The 15679-nt window shown below is 75.5% G+C and carries 14 protein-coding genes (1 of these 14 only partly in view); all 14 read left to right on the top strand.

All coding sequences use genetic code 11. From position 1 onward, the window contains the following. The first annotated feature begins 72 nt into the window (after positions 1-72). Positions 73-1779: an AMP-binding protein gene (locus ADEH_RS13570; protein ID WP_011421671.1), complete on the top strand. Its 1707-nt coding sequence runs from the start codon at positions 73-75 to the stop codon at positions 1777-1779. A gap of 229 nt (positions 1780-2008) precedes the next feature. Then, the gene (locus ADEH_RS13565) at positions 2009-4090 is read left to right on the top strand and encodes an elongation factor G (RefSeq protein ID WP_011421670.1); all 2082 of its coding nucleotides are present in this window, start codon (positions 2009-2011) and stop codon (positions 4088-4090) included. Between the two features lie 67 nt (positions 4091-4157). Further along, on the top strand, positions 4158-5993 hold the full coding sequence (locus ADEH_RS13560; protein ID WP_011421669.1) for an ABC transporter ATP-binding protein: 1836 nt from the start codon (positions 4158-4160) through the stop codon (positions 5991-5993). A gap of 3 nt (positions 5994-5996) precedes the next feature. Beyond that, on the top strand, positions 5997-7112 hold the full coding sequence (locus tag ADEH_RS13555; RefSeq protein WP_011421668.1) for a PHP domain-containing protein: 1116 nt from the start codon (positions 5997-5999) through the stop codon (positions 7110-7112). 13 nt (positions 7113-7125) lie between these two features. After that, positions 7126-8415 (top strand): 3-deoxy-D-manno-octulosonic acid transferase, encoded by a 1290-nt coding sequence (locus ADEH_RS13550; protein ID WP_011421667.1) that lies wholly within the window; start codon positions 7126-7128, stop codon positions 8413-8415. Further along, entirely contained in the window at positions 8412-9410 is a 999-nt protein-coding gene (gene waaF, locus ADEH_RS13545) for a lipopolysaccharide heptosyltransferase II (protein ID WP_011421666.1), read from the top strand. The genes ADEH_RS13550 and waaF overlap by 4 nt, the downstream gene beginning before the upstream one ends. Further along, positions 9407-10543: a tetraacyldisaccharide 4'-kinase gene (gene lpxK / locus ADEH_RS13540; RefSeq protein ID WP_011421665.1), complete on the top strand. Its 1137-nt coding sequence runs from the start codon at positions 9407-9409 to the stop codon at positions 10541-10543. The genes waaF and lpxK overlap by 4 nt, the downstream gene beginning before the upstream one ends. Before the next feature lie 2 nt (positions 10544-10545). Further along, on the top strand, positions 10546-11433 hold the full coding sequence (locus ADEH_RS13535) for a lysophospholipid acyltransferase family protein (protein WP_011421664.1): 888 nt from the start codon (positions 10546-10548) through the stop codon (positions 11431-11433). Positions 11434-11547: 114 nt separating this feature from the next. Continuing rightward, positions 11548-12558, top strand: coding sequence for a bifunctional heptose 7-phosphate kinase/heptose 1-phosphate adenyltransferase (locus ADEH_RS13530; RefSeq protein WP_011421663.1), 1011 nt, complete (start codon positions 11548-11550; stop codon positions 12556-12558). Next, positions 12555-13046, top strand: a complete 492-nt coding sequence (locus ADEH_RS13525; protein ID WP_011421662.1) for an adenylyltransferase/cytidyltransferase family protein — start codon at positions 12555-12557, stop codon at positions 13044-13046. The genes ADEH_RS13530 and ADEH_RS13525 overlap by 4 nt, the downstream gene beginning before the upstream one ends. A 29-nt stretch (positions 13047-13075) precedes the next feature. Further along, the gene (locus tag ADEH_RS13520) at positions 13076-14206 is read left to right on the top strand and encodes a glycosyltransferase family 4 protein (RefSeq protein WP_011421661.1); all 1131 of its coding nucleotides are present in this window, start codon (positions 13076-13078) and stop codon (positions 14204-14206) included. Positions 14207-14227: 21 nt separating this feature from the next. Next, positions 14228-14398 carry a Trm112 family protein gene (locus tag ADEH_RS22785; RefSeq protein WP_011421660.1) on the top strand — a complete coding sequence of 57 codons (171 nt, stop codon included), beginning with the start codon at positions 14228-14230 and terminating at the stop codon, positions 14396-14398. A 91-nt stretch (positions 14399-14489) separates the two neighbouring features. Continuing rightward, positions 14490-15365: a YicC/YloC family endoribonuclease gene (locus tag ADEH_RS13515; protein ID WP_011421659.1), complete on the top strand. Its 876-nt coding sequence runs from the start codon at positions 14490-14492 to the stop codon at positions 15363-15365. Next, positions 15355-15679, top strand: the beginning of a protein-coding gene (gene gmk, locus ADEH_RS13510; RefSeq protein WP_011421658.1) for a guanylate kinase. Its footprint extends 356 nt past the window's final position; only the first 325 of its 681 coding nucleotides appear in the window; it begins with the start codon at positions 15355-15357; its stop codon lies off the right edge, out of view. Before ADEH_RS13515 ends, gmk begins: the two co-directional genes overlap by 11 nt.

Below are 15679 nucleotides of genomic sequence, written 5' to 3'. Positions count from 1 at the left end.
CGCCGCTGCGCCCGCGCGCGCACCGCCCGGGTCGCTGGCACACTCGATCCACCCCACGAGCGAGGAGCCCGCATGTCGTCGACCGACGTCTTCCGCCGCGCACGCGACTTCCTGGTCAGCCACCGCGAGGACTACGACACCGCGTACCGCGACTTCCGCTGGCCGGTGCTCGACCGGTTCAACTGGGCCCTCGACTGGTTCGACATGATCGCGGACGGCAACGGCCGCACCGCGCTGCACATCATCGAGGACTACGGCGCCGAGCTCCGGCTCTCCTACGTCGAGCTGGCCGAGCGCTCCAACCGCGTGGCGACGTACCTGCGCCGCCACGGCGTGGAGCGCGGCCACCGCGTGCTGATGATGCTGCCGAACTGCGTGCAGATCTGGGAGGTGATGCTCGCCTCGATGAAGCTGGGCGCGTGCGTGATCCCGGCCACCTCCCTGCTCACGCCGGAGGACCTCCAGGACCGCATCGAGCGGGGGCGGGTGGGCCACGTCATCACCGACGCCGCCGGCACCGAGAAGTTCCGCGTGCTGAACGGGGACTTCACCCGCCACGTGGTCGGCGAGGCGGTGCCGGGCTGGATGCAGTACGAGGACGCCTACGACGAGGGCTCGTTCTTCCTGCCCCACGGCGAGACGCTGGCCTCCGACCCGGTGCTGCTCTACTTCACCAGCGGCACCACCGCGAAGCCGAAGCTGGTGGTGCACACGCACAAGAGCTACCCGGTCGGCCACCTCTCCACGATGTACTGGATCGGCCTGCGCGAGGGCGACAAGCACCTCAACGTCTCGTCCCCGGGCTGGGCGAAGCACGCCTGGTCGAGCTTCTTCGCGCCGTTCAACGCGGGCGCCACCGTCTGCGTCTACAACTACGCCCGCTTCAGCGCCGCCCGCACGCTGGAGGTGCTGGCGCGCCACGAGATCACCACCCTGTGCGCGCCGCCCACCGTGTGGCGCATGCTGATCCTGGAGGACCTGGCGAAGCACCGGGTGAAGCTCCGCGAGCTGCTCAGCGCCGGCGAGCCGCTCAACCCGGAGGTGATCGAGAAGGTGCGGCAGGCCTGGGGCATCACCATCCGCGACGGCTACGGCCAGACCGAGACCACCTGCCAGATCGGCAACTCGCCCGGCCAGCAGCTCAAGCCCGGCTCCATGGGGCGGCCGCTCCCCGGCTACAAGATCGCGCTGCTCGACGAGGAGGGGCGCCCCGCGCCGGAGGAGGGCGAGATCTGCATCGACCTCGAGGCCCGGCCGGCCTCGCTCATGGCCGGCTACGAGGGCGACGCGAACCTGAACGACTTCGTCACCCGGCACGGGCACTACCACACCGGCGACGTCGCCACCCGCGACGAGGACGGCTACATCACCTACGTCGGGCGCTCCGACGACGTGTTCAAGAGCTCGGACTACCGGATCAGCCCGTTCGAGCTGGAGAGCGCGCTCATCGAGCACGACGCGGTGGCCGAGGCGGCGGTGGTGCCGAGCCCGGACGAGCTGCGCGGGCTCCTGCCCAAGGCGTTCATCATCCTGAAGCCCGGGCGCGCCCCGGACCGCGAGCTGGCCCTGGAGATCTTCCGCTTCCTGCGCCGCCGCCTGGCCCCCTACAAGCGCATCCGCCGCCTCGAGTTCTCCGAGCTGCCCAAGACGGTGTCGGGGAAGATCCGGCGGGTGGAGCTGCGGCGCCGCGAGCAGGCGCGCGCGCCCTCGGCGCCCCGGGGCCCGCTGGAGTTCTGGCAGGAGGACTTCCCGGAGCTGACCGCGGGCGAGGCGCGCTGACCGGCGGCGCCGCGCTGCGGCGTCCGGCCGCGGGCGGGGCGGGATGCCCGGGGCCGCGCGGGGCGGGTCGGCCGCGCGCGCCCGCGCGCTGCGAAAGAAGCCGTGGCGCGGGCGGGGGGACCCGTAGCATGCTAGGCCGACGCCGCCGGCGTCTCCAGGCGCCGGCTTCCGGGCAGCGAACCTCACGCCCCGCACGCTCCGGCGCGACGGGCTGATGGAGACCGACGCCATGGCGAACACCCGCGTGATCCGCACCTTCTCGATGCTCGGCGCCGACGGCGCCGGGAAGACCGCGCTCGTCGAGGCGCTGCTGCGCGTCGCCGACGCGAAGCGCGCGGCGCCCGACGGCTCGACGGCCCGACTGGACGCCGAGCCCGAGGAGAAGAAGCGCAACTTCACGCTGTCGCTGCACCCGGAGAGCTTCGAGGAGAACGGCCGGTCGTTCCACGTGCTCGACTGCCCCGGCTTCGCCGCGTTCCTCACCGAGGTGGAGTGGGCGCTGCAGGTCACCGACGGCGCCATCCTGGCCATCTCGGCGGCGGACGGCGCGCACAACCGCTCCGAGCGGACCTACGACGTGCTCGCCGAGTCCGGGCGCCCCGCGTTCGCGGTGATCACCCGGCTCGACCACGAGCAGGCCGACTTCCACGAGGCGCTCGAGGACATCGAGAGCTCGCTGAAGGTGAAGGCCATCCCGCTGCAGCTGCCGGTGTTCGGGCCGGACCGGGTCAAGGGGCTCGCCGACCTCGTCTCGATGAAGCTCCACGCCTGGGACGGGAAGAGCTTCGGCCAGTGGACCGAGGCGGACATCCCGGCCGAGGCGCGGGAGGAGGCGGAGCGCCTGCGCACCGCGCTGGTGGAGGCGGCGGCCGAGTCGGACGACGAGCTGCTCGGGAAGTACCTGGACGGCGCGGTGCTCGCGGAGGAGGAGATCCTGCGCGGCCTGGCCGCGGGCGCGGCGGCGCAGCGCTTCCTGCCGGTGGCCTGCGCCGGCGCGAAGTCCGGCGTGGGCGTGCGCGAGCTGCTCGACCTCGCCGTGCGGATCCTGCCGGCGCCCGAGGCGCGGGTGGTCAAGGGCACGGACCTCCACGGCAAGGAGACGGTGCGCAGCGCCGCGCCGGACGCGCCGTTCTCGGGCCAGGTGTTCAAGACCACCATCGACCACTTCGCCGGGCGCATCGACTACCTGCGGGTGTTCTCCGGCACGCTGCGGGCCGACGCCACCGTGGTGAACCCGCGGACCCGCACCGAGGAGCGCATCGGGCACCTGTACCGGACCGACGGCGCGCAGACCGTCGAGGTGAACGAGGCGGGGCCGGGCGACTTCGTGGTGCTCGTGAAGCTGAAGGACGCGCACACCGGCGACACGCTCTGCGATCGCGACGTGCCCATCGCGCTGCCGCCGTTCGCGCAGCACGTGCGGCCGGTCTCGTACGCGGTGCACGCCAAGGCCGGCGACGACAAGGCGGCCGCGGCGCTCCAGAAGATCATCGAGGAGGACCCGTCGCTGGAGCTGACGCGCTCGACCGAGACCGGCGAGATGCTGCTCCAGGGCATGGGCCAGGCGCACCTGGACGTCACGGTGGAGCGCGCCAAGCGCAAGCACGGGGTGGAGATCACGCTCACGCCGCCCAGCCCGGCCTACCTGGAGACGATCACGGCGGCCGCCAAGGCGCAGGGCAAGTTCAAGCGGCAGACCGGCGGCCACGGGCAGTACGGCGACGCCCACGTCGAGCTGCAGCCCAAGCCCCGCGGCGAGGGGTTCGAGTTCGAGGACGCGATCGTGGGCGGCGTCATCCCCCGCCAGTTCATCCCGTCGGTGGAGAAGGGCATCCGCGGCGCGCTCTCCTCGGGCCCGCTGGCCGGCTACCCGGTGGTGGACTTCCGGGCCCGGCTGGTGTTCGGCAGCTACCACGACGTGGACAGCTCCGACATGGCGTTCCAGGTGGCCGGCTCGATGGCGTTCAAGAAGGCGGTGCTGGAGGCCCGGCCCATCCTGCTCGAGCCCATCATGAAGCTCGAGGTGCGCGTCCCCGAGGAGTACGTGGGCGCCGTGATGGGCGACCTGAACAGCCGGCGCGCCAAGGTCCAGGGCATGGAGCCGCTGGCGCGCGGGGTGCTCATCCGCGCCACCTGCCCGCACGCCGAGGCCATGACCTACGACGCCGACCTGCGCTCGCTCACGCAGGGCGTGGGCTACTTCACTATGGAGGCCTCGCACTACGACCCGGTGCCGCCGCACATCGCGCAGAAGATCATCGAGAAGCGGCGCGCCGACGGGAAGGTGAAGGGCGTGGAGGAGGAGAAGTAGCGGCCGGCCGGCCGGGCCGGTGCGCAGCGCTGCGCCGGGGGGCGATCTGGACTAGGATGGCCCCTCCTTGCGCGCCTACCTTCGCCTCTTCCGCTTCGTCCTGCCGTACAAGGGACGGCTCGTGGCGGCCATCGCCTGCATGGCGGTGCTGTCCATCACGACCGCGATCTACGTCAACCTGCTGGGCCCCGCGCTCCAGTTCCTGTTCACCGGGGACACGGGCGCGGTGGCCACGCTGGGCAAGTTCCTCCCCGACTCGGTGGACCTCGCGGGGCTGCTGGCCCACGCCGATCGCGGCTCGATCCTGGCGGCGCTGCCCCTGGTGATCGTGGCGGTCTCGGTGGTGAAGGGCTTCGCCTACTTCGGCCAGTTCTACCTCATCGGCATGGTGGGCCAGCGGGTCATCGCCGACATCCGCAAGGCGCTGTTCGATCACCTGCTGAAGCTCTCCCCCGGCTTCTACACGCGGCGCCACTCCGGCGACATCCTGCAGCGCTTCTCCGCCGACGTGCTGGCGGTGGACGTGGCGGTGTCGAACGCGGTGCCCAGCTACGTGCGGGACGGGCTCACCGTGGTGGTGATGCTGGTGAACTGCTTCGTGCTCGACTGGCGCATGTCGCTCATCGCGTTCGGGGCGGTGCCGGCCACGCTGTTCCCGGTGATCCGGCTGGCGAAGCGGCTGAAGCGGGTCACCGGCCACGCGCAGAAGACCGGCGGCGAGCTCTCCGAGATGGTGCAGGAGGCGGTGAGCGGGATGCGGGTGGTGCAGGCCTACGGGATGGAGCGGTGGGAGTCCCGCCGCTTCGCCGAGGCGAACGCGAAGCTGGTCCGCATCCTGCGGCGCAGCTACCTCGTCCGCGCGTTCTCCTCGCCGCTCATGGAGATCATGGGCGCGGCCGGCCTCGCCGCGGCCATCTGGTGGGTGGGCGGCCGCATCCTGGCGGGGGAGCTGGAGGCGGCGAAGTTCTTCTCGTTCGTCGCGGCGGTGCTGCTGCTCTACACGCCGGTGAAGCAGCTCGGGCGCATGGGGCAGATCGCGATGCAGGGCGCCGCGGCGGGCGATCGCATCTTCGAGATCCTCGACACGCCCAGCGCGGTGCCGGACGCGGGCCGCGCCGTGCTGGCCCCGTTCCGCGAGGCGATCCGCTACGAGGACGTCTCCTTCTCCTACGGCGATCGGCTCGTGCTGACCGGCTTCTCGCTGGAGGTCCGCAGGGGCGAGGTGGTGGCGCTGGTGGGCGCCTCCGGCGGCGGCAAGACCACGGTCGCGAACCTGCTGCCGCGCTTCTGGGACCCGACCGGCGGGCGGATCACCGTGGACGGCGTGGACCTGCGCGAGGTGACGCTCGCGAGCCTGCGCGCGCAGCTGGCGCTGGTGACGCAGGAGACGGTGCTGTTCAACGACAGCATCCGCGCCAACATCGCGTACGGCCGGCCCGAGGTGTCGCAGGCCGACGTGGAGCACGCGGCCCGCATGGCCCAGGCGCACGAGTTCATCCGCGCGCTGCCCCAGGGGTACGACACGGTGGTGGGCGAGAAGGGCGTGCTGCTGTCGGGCGGCCAGCGCCAGCGCATCGCCATCGCGCGCGCGTTCCTGAAGGACGCGCCCATCCTCATCCTCGACGAGGCGACGAGCGCGCTCGACGCCGAGAGCGAGCGCGAGGTGCAGCGCGCCCTCGACTCGCTCATGGCCATCGAGGGCGCGAGCCGCCGGACCACGCTGGTGATCGCGCACCGGCTCTCGACCATCCGCAACGCCGATCGGATCGTGGTGATCTCCGGCGGCAGGGTGGTGGAGGCCGGGGACCACGCCACCCTGGTCGCGCGCGGCGGCGAGTACGCGCGCCTCCACCGCATCGCGGAGGGCGCGGAGCGGCAGGGGGCCCGCGCCGGCGCGGTCTAGCGGATGCGGCGGCTCCTCGCGCTCGCGCTGGCCGCGGCGGTGGTCGGCTACCTCGCGTTCGGCGCGGTGGCCTGGCAGCGCCGCGGGCTGCGGGAGGCGCAGGCCAGCCCGGCGCTGGCCGCGGCCGAGGCGCGCGGCGCCTGGCACGTGCACACCACCGCGAGCGACGGGCGCGGGACGCTCGACGAGGTGGCCCGGGCGGCCCGGGCCGCCGGGCTCCGCTTCGTGGTGATCTCGGACCACGACGTCCTGGCGCCGGCCGAGCCCCGCTACCAGGACGGCGTCCTGCTCGTGCCCGCGACCGAGGCGTCCACGCGCCAGGGGCACGTGGTGGCGCTGGGCGTCTCGCGCGCGCTCACCCGCGCCGAGCGCGACGGCGACGCGCTGGCCGCGATCCGCGCGCTGGGCGGCCAGGCCGTGATCGCGCACCCCCTCCACCCGCGGCGCGCGTTCACGGGGTGGGGCGGCGGGGCCTGGCGCGGGCTGGAGGTGCTCTCCAACGACACCGCCTGGTACCGCGCGCTCGCCGATCGCGACCTCCGCCGCGTGCTCGCGGCGGTGGCGGTGCTGCCCTGGGACCCGCCGCGCGCCGTGCTGACCCTGCTCGGCGACCCCGCCGACGAGCTGCGCCGGCTCGACGCCGAGCTGCGCCGCGGGCGGGCCGCGGCCGGGGCAGGCCGCGCGCCGGCGCACGTGCTGCTCTGCTCCGCCGACGCGCACGGCTACCCGGGGTACGCGGCCGCGTTCGGCGCGTTCTCCATGCACGTGCCGGTGACGCTGGGCGGCGACGCCGCGCGCGACGCGGCCGCGGTCCGCGCCGCCCTGCTGGACGGGCGCGCCGCGTGCGTCCTCGACGGGCTCGCGCCGGCCGCCGGGGTGCGCCTGACCCCCACGGCCGAGGGAGCGCTCTCGCTGTCGCTCCACGGCGCCGCGGCGGGGACCCGGACGTACACCCTCCTCCACGACGGGGCGCCGACCGGGCGCTTCGAGGCCGCGCGCGACGGCAGCGCCGGCGGCACCTTCCGCTGCGGCGGCCGGTGCCCGCCGGGCGACTACCGCGCCGAGGTCGCGCTCGACGGGCGTCGCTGGATCTTCACGAACCCGGTCCGCATCGAGTAAGAAGCGGCCAGCCGTGCACCTCGTCTACGCCATCGCCACCTACCTGCTGTTCGTGATCGGGCTGCCGTTCCTGCTCACGCATCCCAAGCTGCGCCACGGGATCCCCCAGCGGCTCGGGCTCTACAAGCGCGCGCTGGGCCGGGGCCGCGGCAGCCCGCGCATCTGGCTGCACGGGGCGAGCGCCGGCGACCTCCTCTCGCTCCAGCCCATGATGGCGGAGCTGAAGGCGCGGATGCCGGGCTGCTGCGTGATCGTCAGCACCATGACGAACAGCGGCCTCGCCATGGCCCGCAAGAAGCTGGAAGGCCTGGCGGACGTGGTGGTGTACGCCCCGTACGACCTCCCCGGCGCGACCCGCCGGGCGGTGCGGGCGCTCGAGCCGGACCTGCTCGTGCTCGAGTACACCGAGATCTGGCCGAACCTGATCCGCTCCGCCCACAAGGCGGGCGTGCGCATCGCGCTCACGAACGGCCGCTTCAACCCGGAGAACCTCTCGCGCTACCGCGCGCTGTTCCTCGCCGTCGGCAACCCGCTGCGCCGCATCGACTGCTTCCTGATGCGGTCCGACGAGGAGGCCGAGCGCGTGCTCGCGCTCGGGGCCGCGCCGGACCGGGTCTGGGTGACGGGCAACACCAAGTTCGACGCGCTGGTGCTCGACGCCGCCGAGGGCGGCAAGGCCGAGGCGCTGCGCGCGGAGATGGGGCTCGACGCGGGCGCGCCGGTGTTCATGGCCGGCTCCACGCACGAGGGCGAGGAGGAGCTGATCCTGGAAGCGTACCGCAAGCTGCTGGCGCGCCACCCGCGGCTGCAGCTCGTGGTCGCGCCGCGCTACGTGGAGCGCTCCGGGCGCATCATGGCGCTCGCCGCCGAGGCGGGCCTCTCGGTGCGGCTGCGCAGCGGCGGCGCGGCGGCCGGGCACGCGCAGGTCACCGTGCTCGACACCATCGGCGAGCTGGCGGCCGCCTACGGGCTGGCCACGCTGGTGTTCGTGGGCGGGAGCTTCGTCACCCGCGGCGGCCAGAACGTGCTCGAGCCGGCCGCGCAGGGCCGGCCGGTGCTGTTCGGGCCGCACATGGAGAACTTCAAGGACTCGGTCCAGGTGCTGCAGGGCAGGGGAGGGATCCAGGTCGCCACGCCCGAGAAGCTGCTCAAGGTGGCGGACGAGCTGCTCTCCCGCCCCGATCAGCTCCAGGAGCTGGGCGTGCTGGCGCGGCGCTCGGTCGGCGCCATCCGCGGCGCGAGCGCGCGCAACGTGGACCACATGCTGTCGATCCTGCCGCGCGGGAAGGTGGCCGCCGCGTGAGCGATCCGTCCAGCATCCTCGTCATCCGCTACAGCGCGATGGGCGACGTGGTGCTCGCGACCAGCCTGCTGGAGCCGCTCCGCGCGCGCTTCCCCGGCGCGCGGATCGAGTGGGTCACCGACGCGCTCTACGCGCCGCTGCTGGAGGGGCTGCCCGAGCTCGCCGCGGTGCACCGGCTGGCGCGGGAGGGCCCGAACGCCGCGCTGCCGCTGGCGGCCCGGCTGCGCGGGCGCTTCGACGTGGTGATCGACCTCCAGAACAAGGTGCGGAGCGCGGTGGTGGCCCGCGCCGCGGCCCCGCTGCGCACCGCGTTCAAGCGGCGCACCGCGCTCCGGGCGCTGCTGTCGGTGTTCGGCTCCGACCCGCCGCTGGTCCGCGCGCACCAGACGCAGCTCTACGGCGAGGCGGTGGCGTCGCTCGGCGTGAGCGGCCCCGGCCCGCTCAAGATCGCGCTCTCGCCGCAGGCGCGCGCGCTCGCCGCCGACGCGCTGCAGGGCGTCGAGGCGCCGGCGGTGGCCCTCGCCCCGGGCGCGCGCTGGGCCACCAAGCGGTGGCCGGCCGAGCGGTTCGCGGCGGTCGCCGACGCGCTGCACGCCGAGGGCGTGCGCATCGTGCTGTGCGGCGGCCCCGGCGACCGCGACGCGTTCGCGGCGTTCCGCGCCGCCACCCGCGCGAAGGTCGCGGCCGACCTGTCGTTCCTGCCGCTCGACGCGCTCGCCGCCGCCATCGCGCGCGTGCAGCTCCTCATCGCCTGCGACTCGGGCCCGGTGCACCTCGCGACCGCCGTGGGCACGCCGGTGCTGGCGCTGTTCGGGCCGACCTCGGTGGCGCGCTGGGGGCCCCCGGCGCCCGGGCGCGCGCTCTCGCTCGGCCTCTCCTGCTCGCCCTGCTCCAACCACGGCGGCGACTACTGCCCCGAGGGCCACCACCGCTGCCTGGCGGACCTGGCCCCGCAGGCGGTGCTGGCCAGCGCGCGCGAGATGCTGCGGCGATGAGCGGGCTCGAGGCGATCTGGTGGCGCGAGCGGCCCGGGCCCCTGGGGGCGCTGGCGGGCGCGCCGCTGCTGCTCGCCGAGGCGCCGTTCCGCGCGGCGGCGGCGCTCCGGGGCGCGCTCTACGACCGCGGCCTCCTGCCGGCCGCCCGGGCCGGCGCGCCGGTCGTCTCCATCGGGAACCTGGCGGTGGGCGGGGCCGGCAAGACGCCCGCCGCGCTGGCGGTGGCGGCGCGCCTGGCCGGCCGCGGCCGCCGGGTGGCGATCCTCTCGCGCGGCTACGGCGCCGCGCGCGCCGACGCCCGCGTCGCGTCCGACGGCGCGGGCGCGCTGCTCCCCGCGGCGGAGGCCGGGGACGAGCCGGCGCTGCTCGCGCGCCGCCTCCCCGGCGTGGCGGTGCTGTGCGGGCCGCGGCGCGCCGAGCTGGCCCGCACCGCGGTGGAGTCGCTCGGCGCCGACGCGCTCGTGCTCGACGACGGCTTCCAGCACCGCGCGCTCGCGCGCGATCTCGACGTGGTGGTGCTCGACGCCTCGAACCCGTTCGGCAACGGGCACCTGCTGCCGCGCGGCCCGAACCGCGAGCCGCCGAGCGCGCTCCGCCGCGCGGGGCTGGTCTGGCTCTCGCACGCGGACCGGGCCGCGCCGGAGCGGCTGGAGGCGCTGCGCGCGCTGGCCCGCGACGCGACCGGGCGCGCGCCGGTGGAGTCGCGCCACGCCCCCACCGCGCTGCTCGACGGCGCGCTCCGGGAGGCGGGGGCGCTCGAGGCGCTCCGGGGCCGCCGCGTCGCCGCGCTCTCCGGCCTGGCGCGGCCGGCCGGGTTCCTGCGCACGCTCGAGGCGCTCGGCGCCGAGGTGGCGCTCGCCCGCGCCTTCCCGGACCACCACCGCTTCACCGCGGGCGAGCTGGACGCGGTCCTCCGCGAGGCCGCGGCCTCCGGCTGCGCCTGGGTGGTCACCACCGAGAAGGACGCGGTCCGCCTCGATCCCGCGCTGGCCGCGGCGGCGGGGGACCGGCTGCGCGTGGTCCGGGTGGACGCGGAGCTCCTGCGCGGCGCCGACGTCCTCGAGGCCGCGCTCGCCGCGGCGCTCGCCGCGGCCCCCCAACCCCGACCGGCGCCGCGCGCCCCGGTGGCCTGAACATGCGCCTGCTCGGCTGGATCTTCGCCCGCCTCCCGTACCGCTGGATCATGGCGTTCGGCGCCGCCCTGGGCGCGCTGGTGTGGGCGCTCGGCATCCGGCGGCGCGTGGTGCTCGAGAACCTGCGGCTCGCCTTCCCCGACCGCCCCGAGGCGGAGCGCCGGGCGATCGCGCGCGCCACCTACCGGAACCTGGGGCAGATGATCCCGGAGTTCCTGCGCGTGCCGGCGCTGGCGCCGGCGGACCTGGAGCGGATCTTCGAGGTGGAGGGCTGGGACCGCTTCGAGGCGGCGCGCGCGCGCGGGAAGGGCGTCATCGCCTGCACCGGGCACTTCGGCAACTTCGAGGTGCTCGCCGCCGCCATGACGCTGCGCGGGGTGCCGGTCACCATGATCACGCGCCCCATGGGCAAGTCCGGCGCGAACGACGCCTGGCGCAAGGCGCGCGAGCGGGCCGGGGTGGAGGACCTCGTGGTCCGGCGCGGGCAGACGCTCCAGGCCGCCACCCGCTCGCTCAAGGCGGGCCGCGTGCTCGGCTACGTGATCGACCAGAACCAGCCGCGACGGCGCGCCGTGTTCCCCACGTTCTTCGGCGTGCCCGCGGCCACCGCGCCCACGCCGGCGGTGCTGGCCATGCGCACCGGGGCGGCGGTGGTGTTCGCGGTCTCGGTGCCGCTCGGCGACGGCCGGCACAAGGTGATCATCGAGGGCCCCGTGGACCCGCCCGACACCGGCGATCGCGACCGGGACGTGCTCACGTTCCTGCAGGACCTGAACGACCGGCTGGAGCGGTACGTCCGCCTGCACCCGGATCGCTGGTACTGGCTGCACCGACGGTGGAAGACGCGGCCGGACGGCGAGGGGGCGGGGAGCGCGGGCGCGGTTGCGTGACGCAGCCTGACGCCGGGCGGCGCGCGGTGTAGGGCGCGCGGGCACCCGGGGCGGAGGGGCGCGGCGCGAGGTGCGCGATTGACGGGCCAAACCCGCGCGCGGTAGGAAACGCGCGTGCGCCGCCCCAGGGAACCCGAGCTGCCCTCGCTCGCCAGCCTCCTGCCCCGCTTCCCGGAGCGCGAGGTCGTGGTGGTGGGCGACTTCGTGGCCGACGAGTACGTGTACGGCGAGACCGAGCGGATCAGCCGCGAGGCGCCGGTGCTCATCGTCCGCTACGAGTCCTCCGAGCTGAAGGCGGGCGGGGCGGGCAACGCCGCCGCGAACCTGGCCGCGCTCGGCGTGAAGGTGCGCGCGGTCGGCGTGGTGGGCGACGACGCCGTGGGCAGCGCGCTCGTCCAGGAGCTCACCGGCCTGGGCGTGGACGTGAGCGGCATCCAGCGGGTGCCAGGCCGCGAGACCGAGGCCAAGACCCGCATCCTGGCGGGCGGGCGCTCCACCCGGCGCCAGCAGATGATTCGCCTGGACCGCGCGCCGCGCGCGCCGCTCCCGGCCACCGCCGAGCGGCGGCTGGTCAAGGAGCTGGAGCGGGCCGGGCGCCGCGCCGGGACCGTGCTGGCGAGCGACTACGGCTCCGGGGTGCTGGGGCCGGCCGCCATCGAGGCGCTCCGCGTGCTGAAGCGCGGCGGCGTCCCGGTGTGCGTGGACTCCCGCTACAACCTGCGCGCGTTCACCGGCCTCACCATGGTGAAGCCGAACGAGGTCGAGCTGGAGGCCGCCTCCGGCGTCTCGCTGGCGCAGCCCGGCGGGCTGGAGAAGGCCGCGCGGGTGCTGCTGAAGCGCGTGGACTGCGACGTGCTGCTGGTGACGCGGGGCCGGAACGGCATGTCGGTGTTCCGCCGCGGCGCCCCGCCGGTCCACGTGGCGGCGCACGGCAGCCAGGACGCGGTGGACGTGACGGGCGCCGGGGACACCGTCGCGGCGACGTTCAGCGCGGGCCTCGCCGCCGGGGGAGACCCCGTCGCGGCGGCCCGGCTCGCGAACGTGGCCGGCTCGCTGGTGGTGCAGAAGCCGGGCACCGCCACCGTCTCGCGCGAGGAGCTCCAGGCGGAGCTGCTCCGGCCGTGAGCCGCCTCTCCCGCAAGCGCGTCGCGCTCGAGGACCTGCCCGCGGTGCGCGCCCGCGCCACCGCCGCCGGGCGCACCGTGGCGCTCGCGAACGGCGTGTTCGACCTGTTCCACGTCGGCCACCTCCGCTACCTCGAGGGCGCCCGGGCCGAGGCCGACCTGCTGGTGGTGGCGGTGAACTCGGACGCCTCCACCCGCGCGAACAAGGGCGACGGCCGCCCGGTGGTCCCGGAGGCCGAGCGGGCCGAGATCGTGGCCGCGCTCGAGTGCGTGGACCACGTGGTGCTGTTCGACTCGAAGGACGTCGTCCCGGTCATCCGGGCGCTGCGGCCCGACGTGCAGGTGAAGGGGACCGACTACACGCCCGACACGATCCCCGAGGCCGCCGAGGTGCGCGCCTACGGCGGCCGGGTGGCGGTGGCGGGCGACCCGAAGGACCACTCCACCACCGAGCTCATCGCGAAGCTCGACGCCACGCGGAAGGGATGAGCGCGCCGGTGCGCGCGAGCGGGGCCCCGATGCGCGTGCTCGAGCTGCTCTCGTCCGCGTGGTGGACCGGCCCCGCCGAGCCCATGGCCTCGGTGGCGCGCGAGCTGCGCGCCCGCGGGCACCGCGTGGAGGTCGCCGTGGACGCGGTGCGGGAGGGGAACCTGCGCGAGGCGCTCCGCGCGCGGGGGTTCCCGCCGCGCGAGGACCTGGCGCTCTCCACCAGGTCCGGCCCGATCGCCTACCTGCGCGACGTGCGCCGCCTGGCCGCCGCGGCGCGCGAGTTCGACGTGCTCCACGCGAACTTCTCCCACGACCACGCGCTCGCGCTCCTGGCCGTGCGCCGCCGCGGCGGGCGGCGGGTGGTCCGCACCATCCACTCGTCCCGCTCGCTCCGCACCGACCCGCTCCAGCGGCTGCAGCACCGGGCCAGCGACGGGCTCGTCGCGGTGTGCGAGGCCCACGCGCGCGCGCTGGTGGAGCGCTTCGGCGTCCCCGAGCAGCGGGTGCTCGCGACGCGGGGCGCGGTGGACGCGGAGGCGTTCCGGCCCGACGGGCCGGACCTGCGCGCGGCGCTCGGGATCGAGGCCGGCGCGCCGGTGGCCGGCATCGTCTCGCGCATCAAGCCGGGCCGCCGCCACGAGGAGCTCGTGGACGCGTTCCGGATCGTCGCCGACCGGCTGCCCGAGGCGCGCCTGGTGATCGTCGGGCGCGGGGAGGGCGAGGAGGCGATCCGGGTGCGCGTGGCGCACCGCGGGCTGCAGCGCCAGGTCGTGTTCGCGGGCTACCGCACCGGCCCGGAGCTGGCCGCGGCGTACCGGACGTTCGACGCGAACGTGCTGCTGGCGGAGGGCAACGACGGGACCTGCCGCGCGCTCCTGGAGGGCATGGCCGCGGGCCGGCCCGGCGTCGCCTACCGCTTCGGCGCGCCCGCCGAGGCGATCGTGGACGGGACCACCGGGCTGCTCGCGCCGGAGGGCGAGGTCCCCGCGCTCGCCGCCGCGCTGATCGAGCTGCTCGGGGCGCCGGCGCGGGCCCGCGCGCTCGGCGCGGCCGCGCGCGAGCGGATGGCGACGCTGTTCACCGAGGCGGCGCGCGGCGAGGCGGTGGAGCGCTTCCTCGCGCAGGTGCTCGCCTTGCCGCCGGCCCGCGGCGCGGACTAAGCTCCGCGCGGAGGAACACGCATGGCGCTGTCGCCCGAGCTGAAGGACATCCTGGCCTGCCCGAAGTGCAAGGGCGAGCTGGAGTTCCGCGAGGCGGATCACGAGATCCGCTGCAACCGCTGCCGCCTCGCGTTCCGCATCGAGGACGACATCCCGGTGATGCTCCTCGACGAGGCGCGCCCGCTCCCTTGAGCCGGGGGCGGCCCGGCCGCGGCTGCCTTGACGCCCCCCGGGCCGGGGACTACGGTCCCGGGCCGATGCGTCCAACCCCCGGGAGTCGCCGATGATCCGCAGCATGACGGGGTTCGGGGCGGGCCACGGCGCCGCCTCGGGCGAGGAGGTGGACGTCGAGGTCCGCTCCGTCAACCACAAGTACTGCGAGGTGAAGGTCCGCCTCCCCCGCGAGCTCGCCGCGCTCGAGCACGAGATCGCCAAGGCGGTGAAGGAGCGGCTGGCGCGCGGCGGCGTGGAGGTCGCGGTGCGGCGCGCCACGGCCGGCGGCGGCCTGGCGCCGCGCGTGGACGTCGCGCTGGCCGAGTCCTACGCGCGCGCGTTCGGCGAGATCCAGGCGCGGCTCGGGCTGCCGGGCGCGATCACGCTCGCGGACGTGCTGTCGGCGGACGGCGTGGTCCGGCTGGAGGAGCGCACCGTGGACGTCGCCGCGGCCGGCACGGCGGCCCGGGCGGCGCTCGTCCCCGCGCTCGACGCGCTGGTGGAGATGCGCGCGCGGGAGGGCGCCGCGCTGGCGCGCGATCTCGGCGCCCGGCTCGACGCGGTCGAGGCGATGGTGGCCCGCGTGGCGGAGCTGTCGCCCCGCGTGGTGGACCAGTACCGGACGCGCCTGCAGGAGCGCATCGCCGAGCTCACGCAGGGGATGGCGCTGGATCCGGGCCGGCTGGCGCAGGAGGTGGCGCTCTTCGCCGACCGGACCGACGTGGCGGAGGAGATCACGCGGCTGCACAGCCACCTCGCCCAGGTGCGCGCGCTGCTCGCGTCGGCGGAGCCCGCCGGCCGCAAGCTCGACTTCCTCGTCCAGGAGATGCACCGCGAGGTGAACACGATCGGCTCGAAGTCGCAGAGCGCCGAGGTGGCGGGGATCGTGGTGGCGCTCAAGGCGGAGATCGAGCGCATGCGCGAGCAGGTGCAGAATGTCGAGTGACGCGGCCGCGCAGGAGCGCCTCCCGGGCCTGCTGCTGGTGCTCTCGGCGCCCTCGGGCGCGGGGAAGACCACGCTGGCGCACCGGCTGCGCGAGGCGTCGCCCGACGCGGTGTTCTCGATCTCGGCCACCACCCGCGCGCCGCGCGGCGCCGAGCGGGAGGGCGTGGACTACCACTTCGTCACGGCCGAGCGGTTCACCGAGCTGGTGGCGCAGGGCGCGTTCGCGGAGTGGGCCGAGGTGCACGGCCAGCGCTACGGGACGCTCCGCGCCACGGTGGACGAGGCGCTCGCCGCCGGGAAGCTCGCGCTGTTCG

Source organism: Anaeromyxobacter dehalogenans 2CP-C (assembly GCF_000013385.1).
GTDB classification, from domain to species: Bacteria; Myxococcota; Myxococcia; order Myxococcales; family Anaeromyxobacteraceae; genus Anaeromyxobacter; species Anaeromyxobacter dehalogenans_B.
Note: the sequence above shows the minus strand (reverse complement) of the source record. Positions and strands in the feature narration are given on the sequence as shown.

What these genes read in the sequence shown, in the direction of transcription:
- ADEH_RS13535 (WP_011421664.1), top strand. Translation starts at nt 10,546, where the DNA reads ATGCGCCTGCTCGGCTGGATCTTCGCCCGCCTCCCGTACCGCTGGATC.
- ADEH_RS13555 (WP_011421668.1), top strand. Translation starts at nt 5,997, where the DNA reads ATGCGGCGGCTCCTCGCGCTCGCGCTGGCCGCGGCGGTGGTCGGCTAC.
- ADEH_RS13515 (WP_011421659.1), top strand. Translation starts at nt 14,490, where the DNA reads ATGATCCGCAGCATGACGGGGTTCGGGGCGGGCCACGGCGCCGCCTCG.
- ADEH_RS13570 (WP_011421671.1), top strand. Translation starts at nt 73, where the DNA reads ATGTCGTCGACCGACGTCTTCCGCCGCGCACGCGACTTCCTGGTCAGC.
- ADEH_RS22785 (WP_011421660.1), top strand. Translation starts at nt 14,228, where the DNA reads ATGGCGCTGTCGCCCGAGCTGAAGGACATCCTGGCCTGCCCGAAGTGC.
- ADEH_RS13520 (WP_011421661.1), top strand. Translation starts at nt 13,076, where the DNA reads ATGCGCGTGCTCGAGCTGCTCTCGTCCGCGTGGTGGACCGGCCCCGCC.
- ADEH_RS13565 (WP_011421670.1), top strand. Translation starts at nt 2,009, where the DNA reads ATGGCGAACACCCGCGTGATCCGCACCTTCTCGATGCTCGGCGCCGAC.
- lpxK (WP_011421665.1), top strand. Translation starts at nt 9,407, where the DNA reads ATGAGCGGGCTCGAGGCGATCTGGTGGCGCGAGCGGCCCGGGCCCCTG.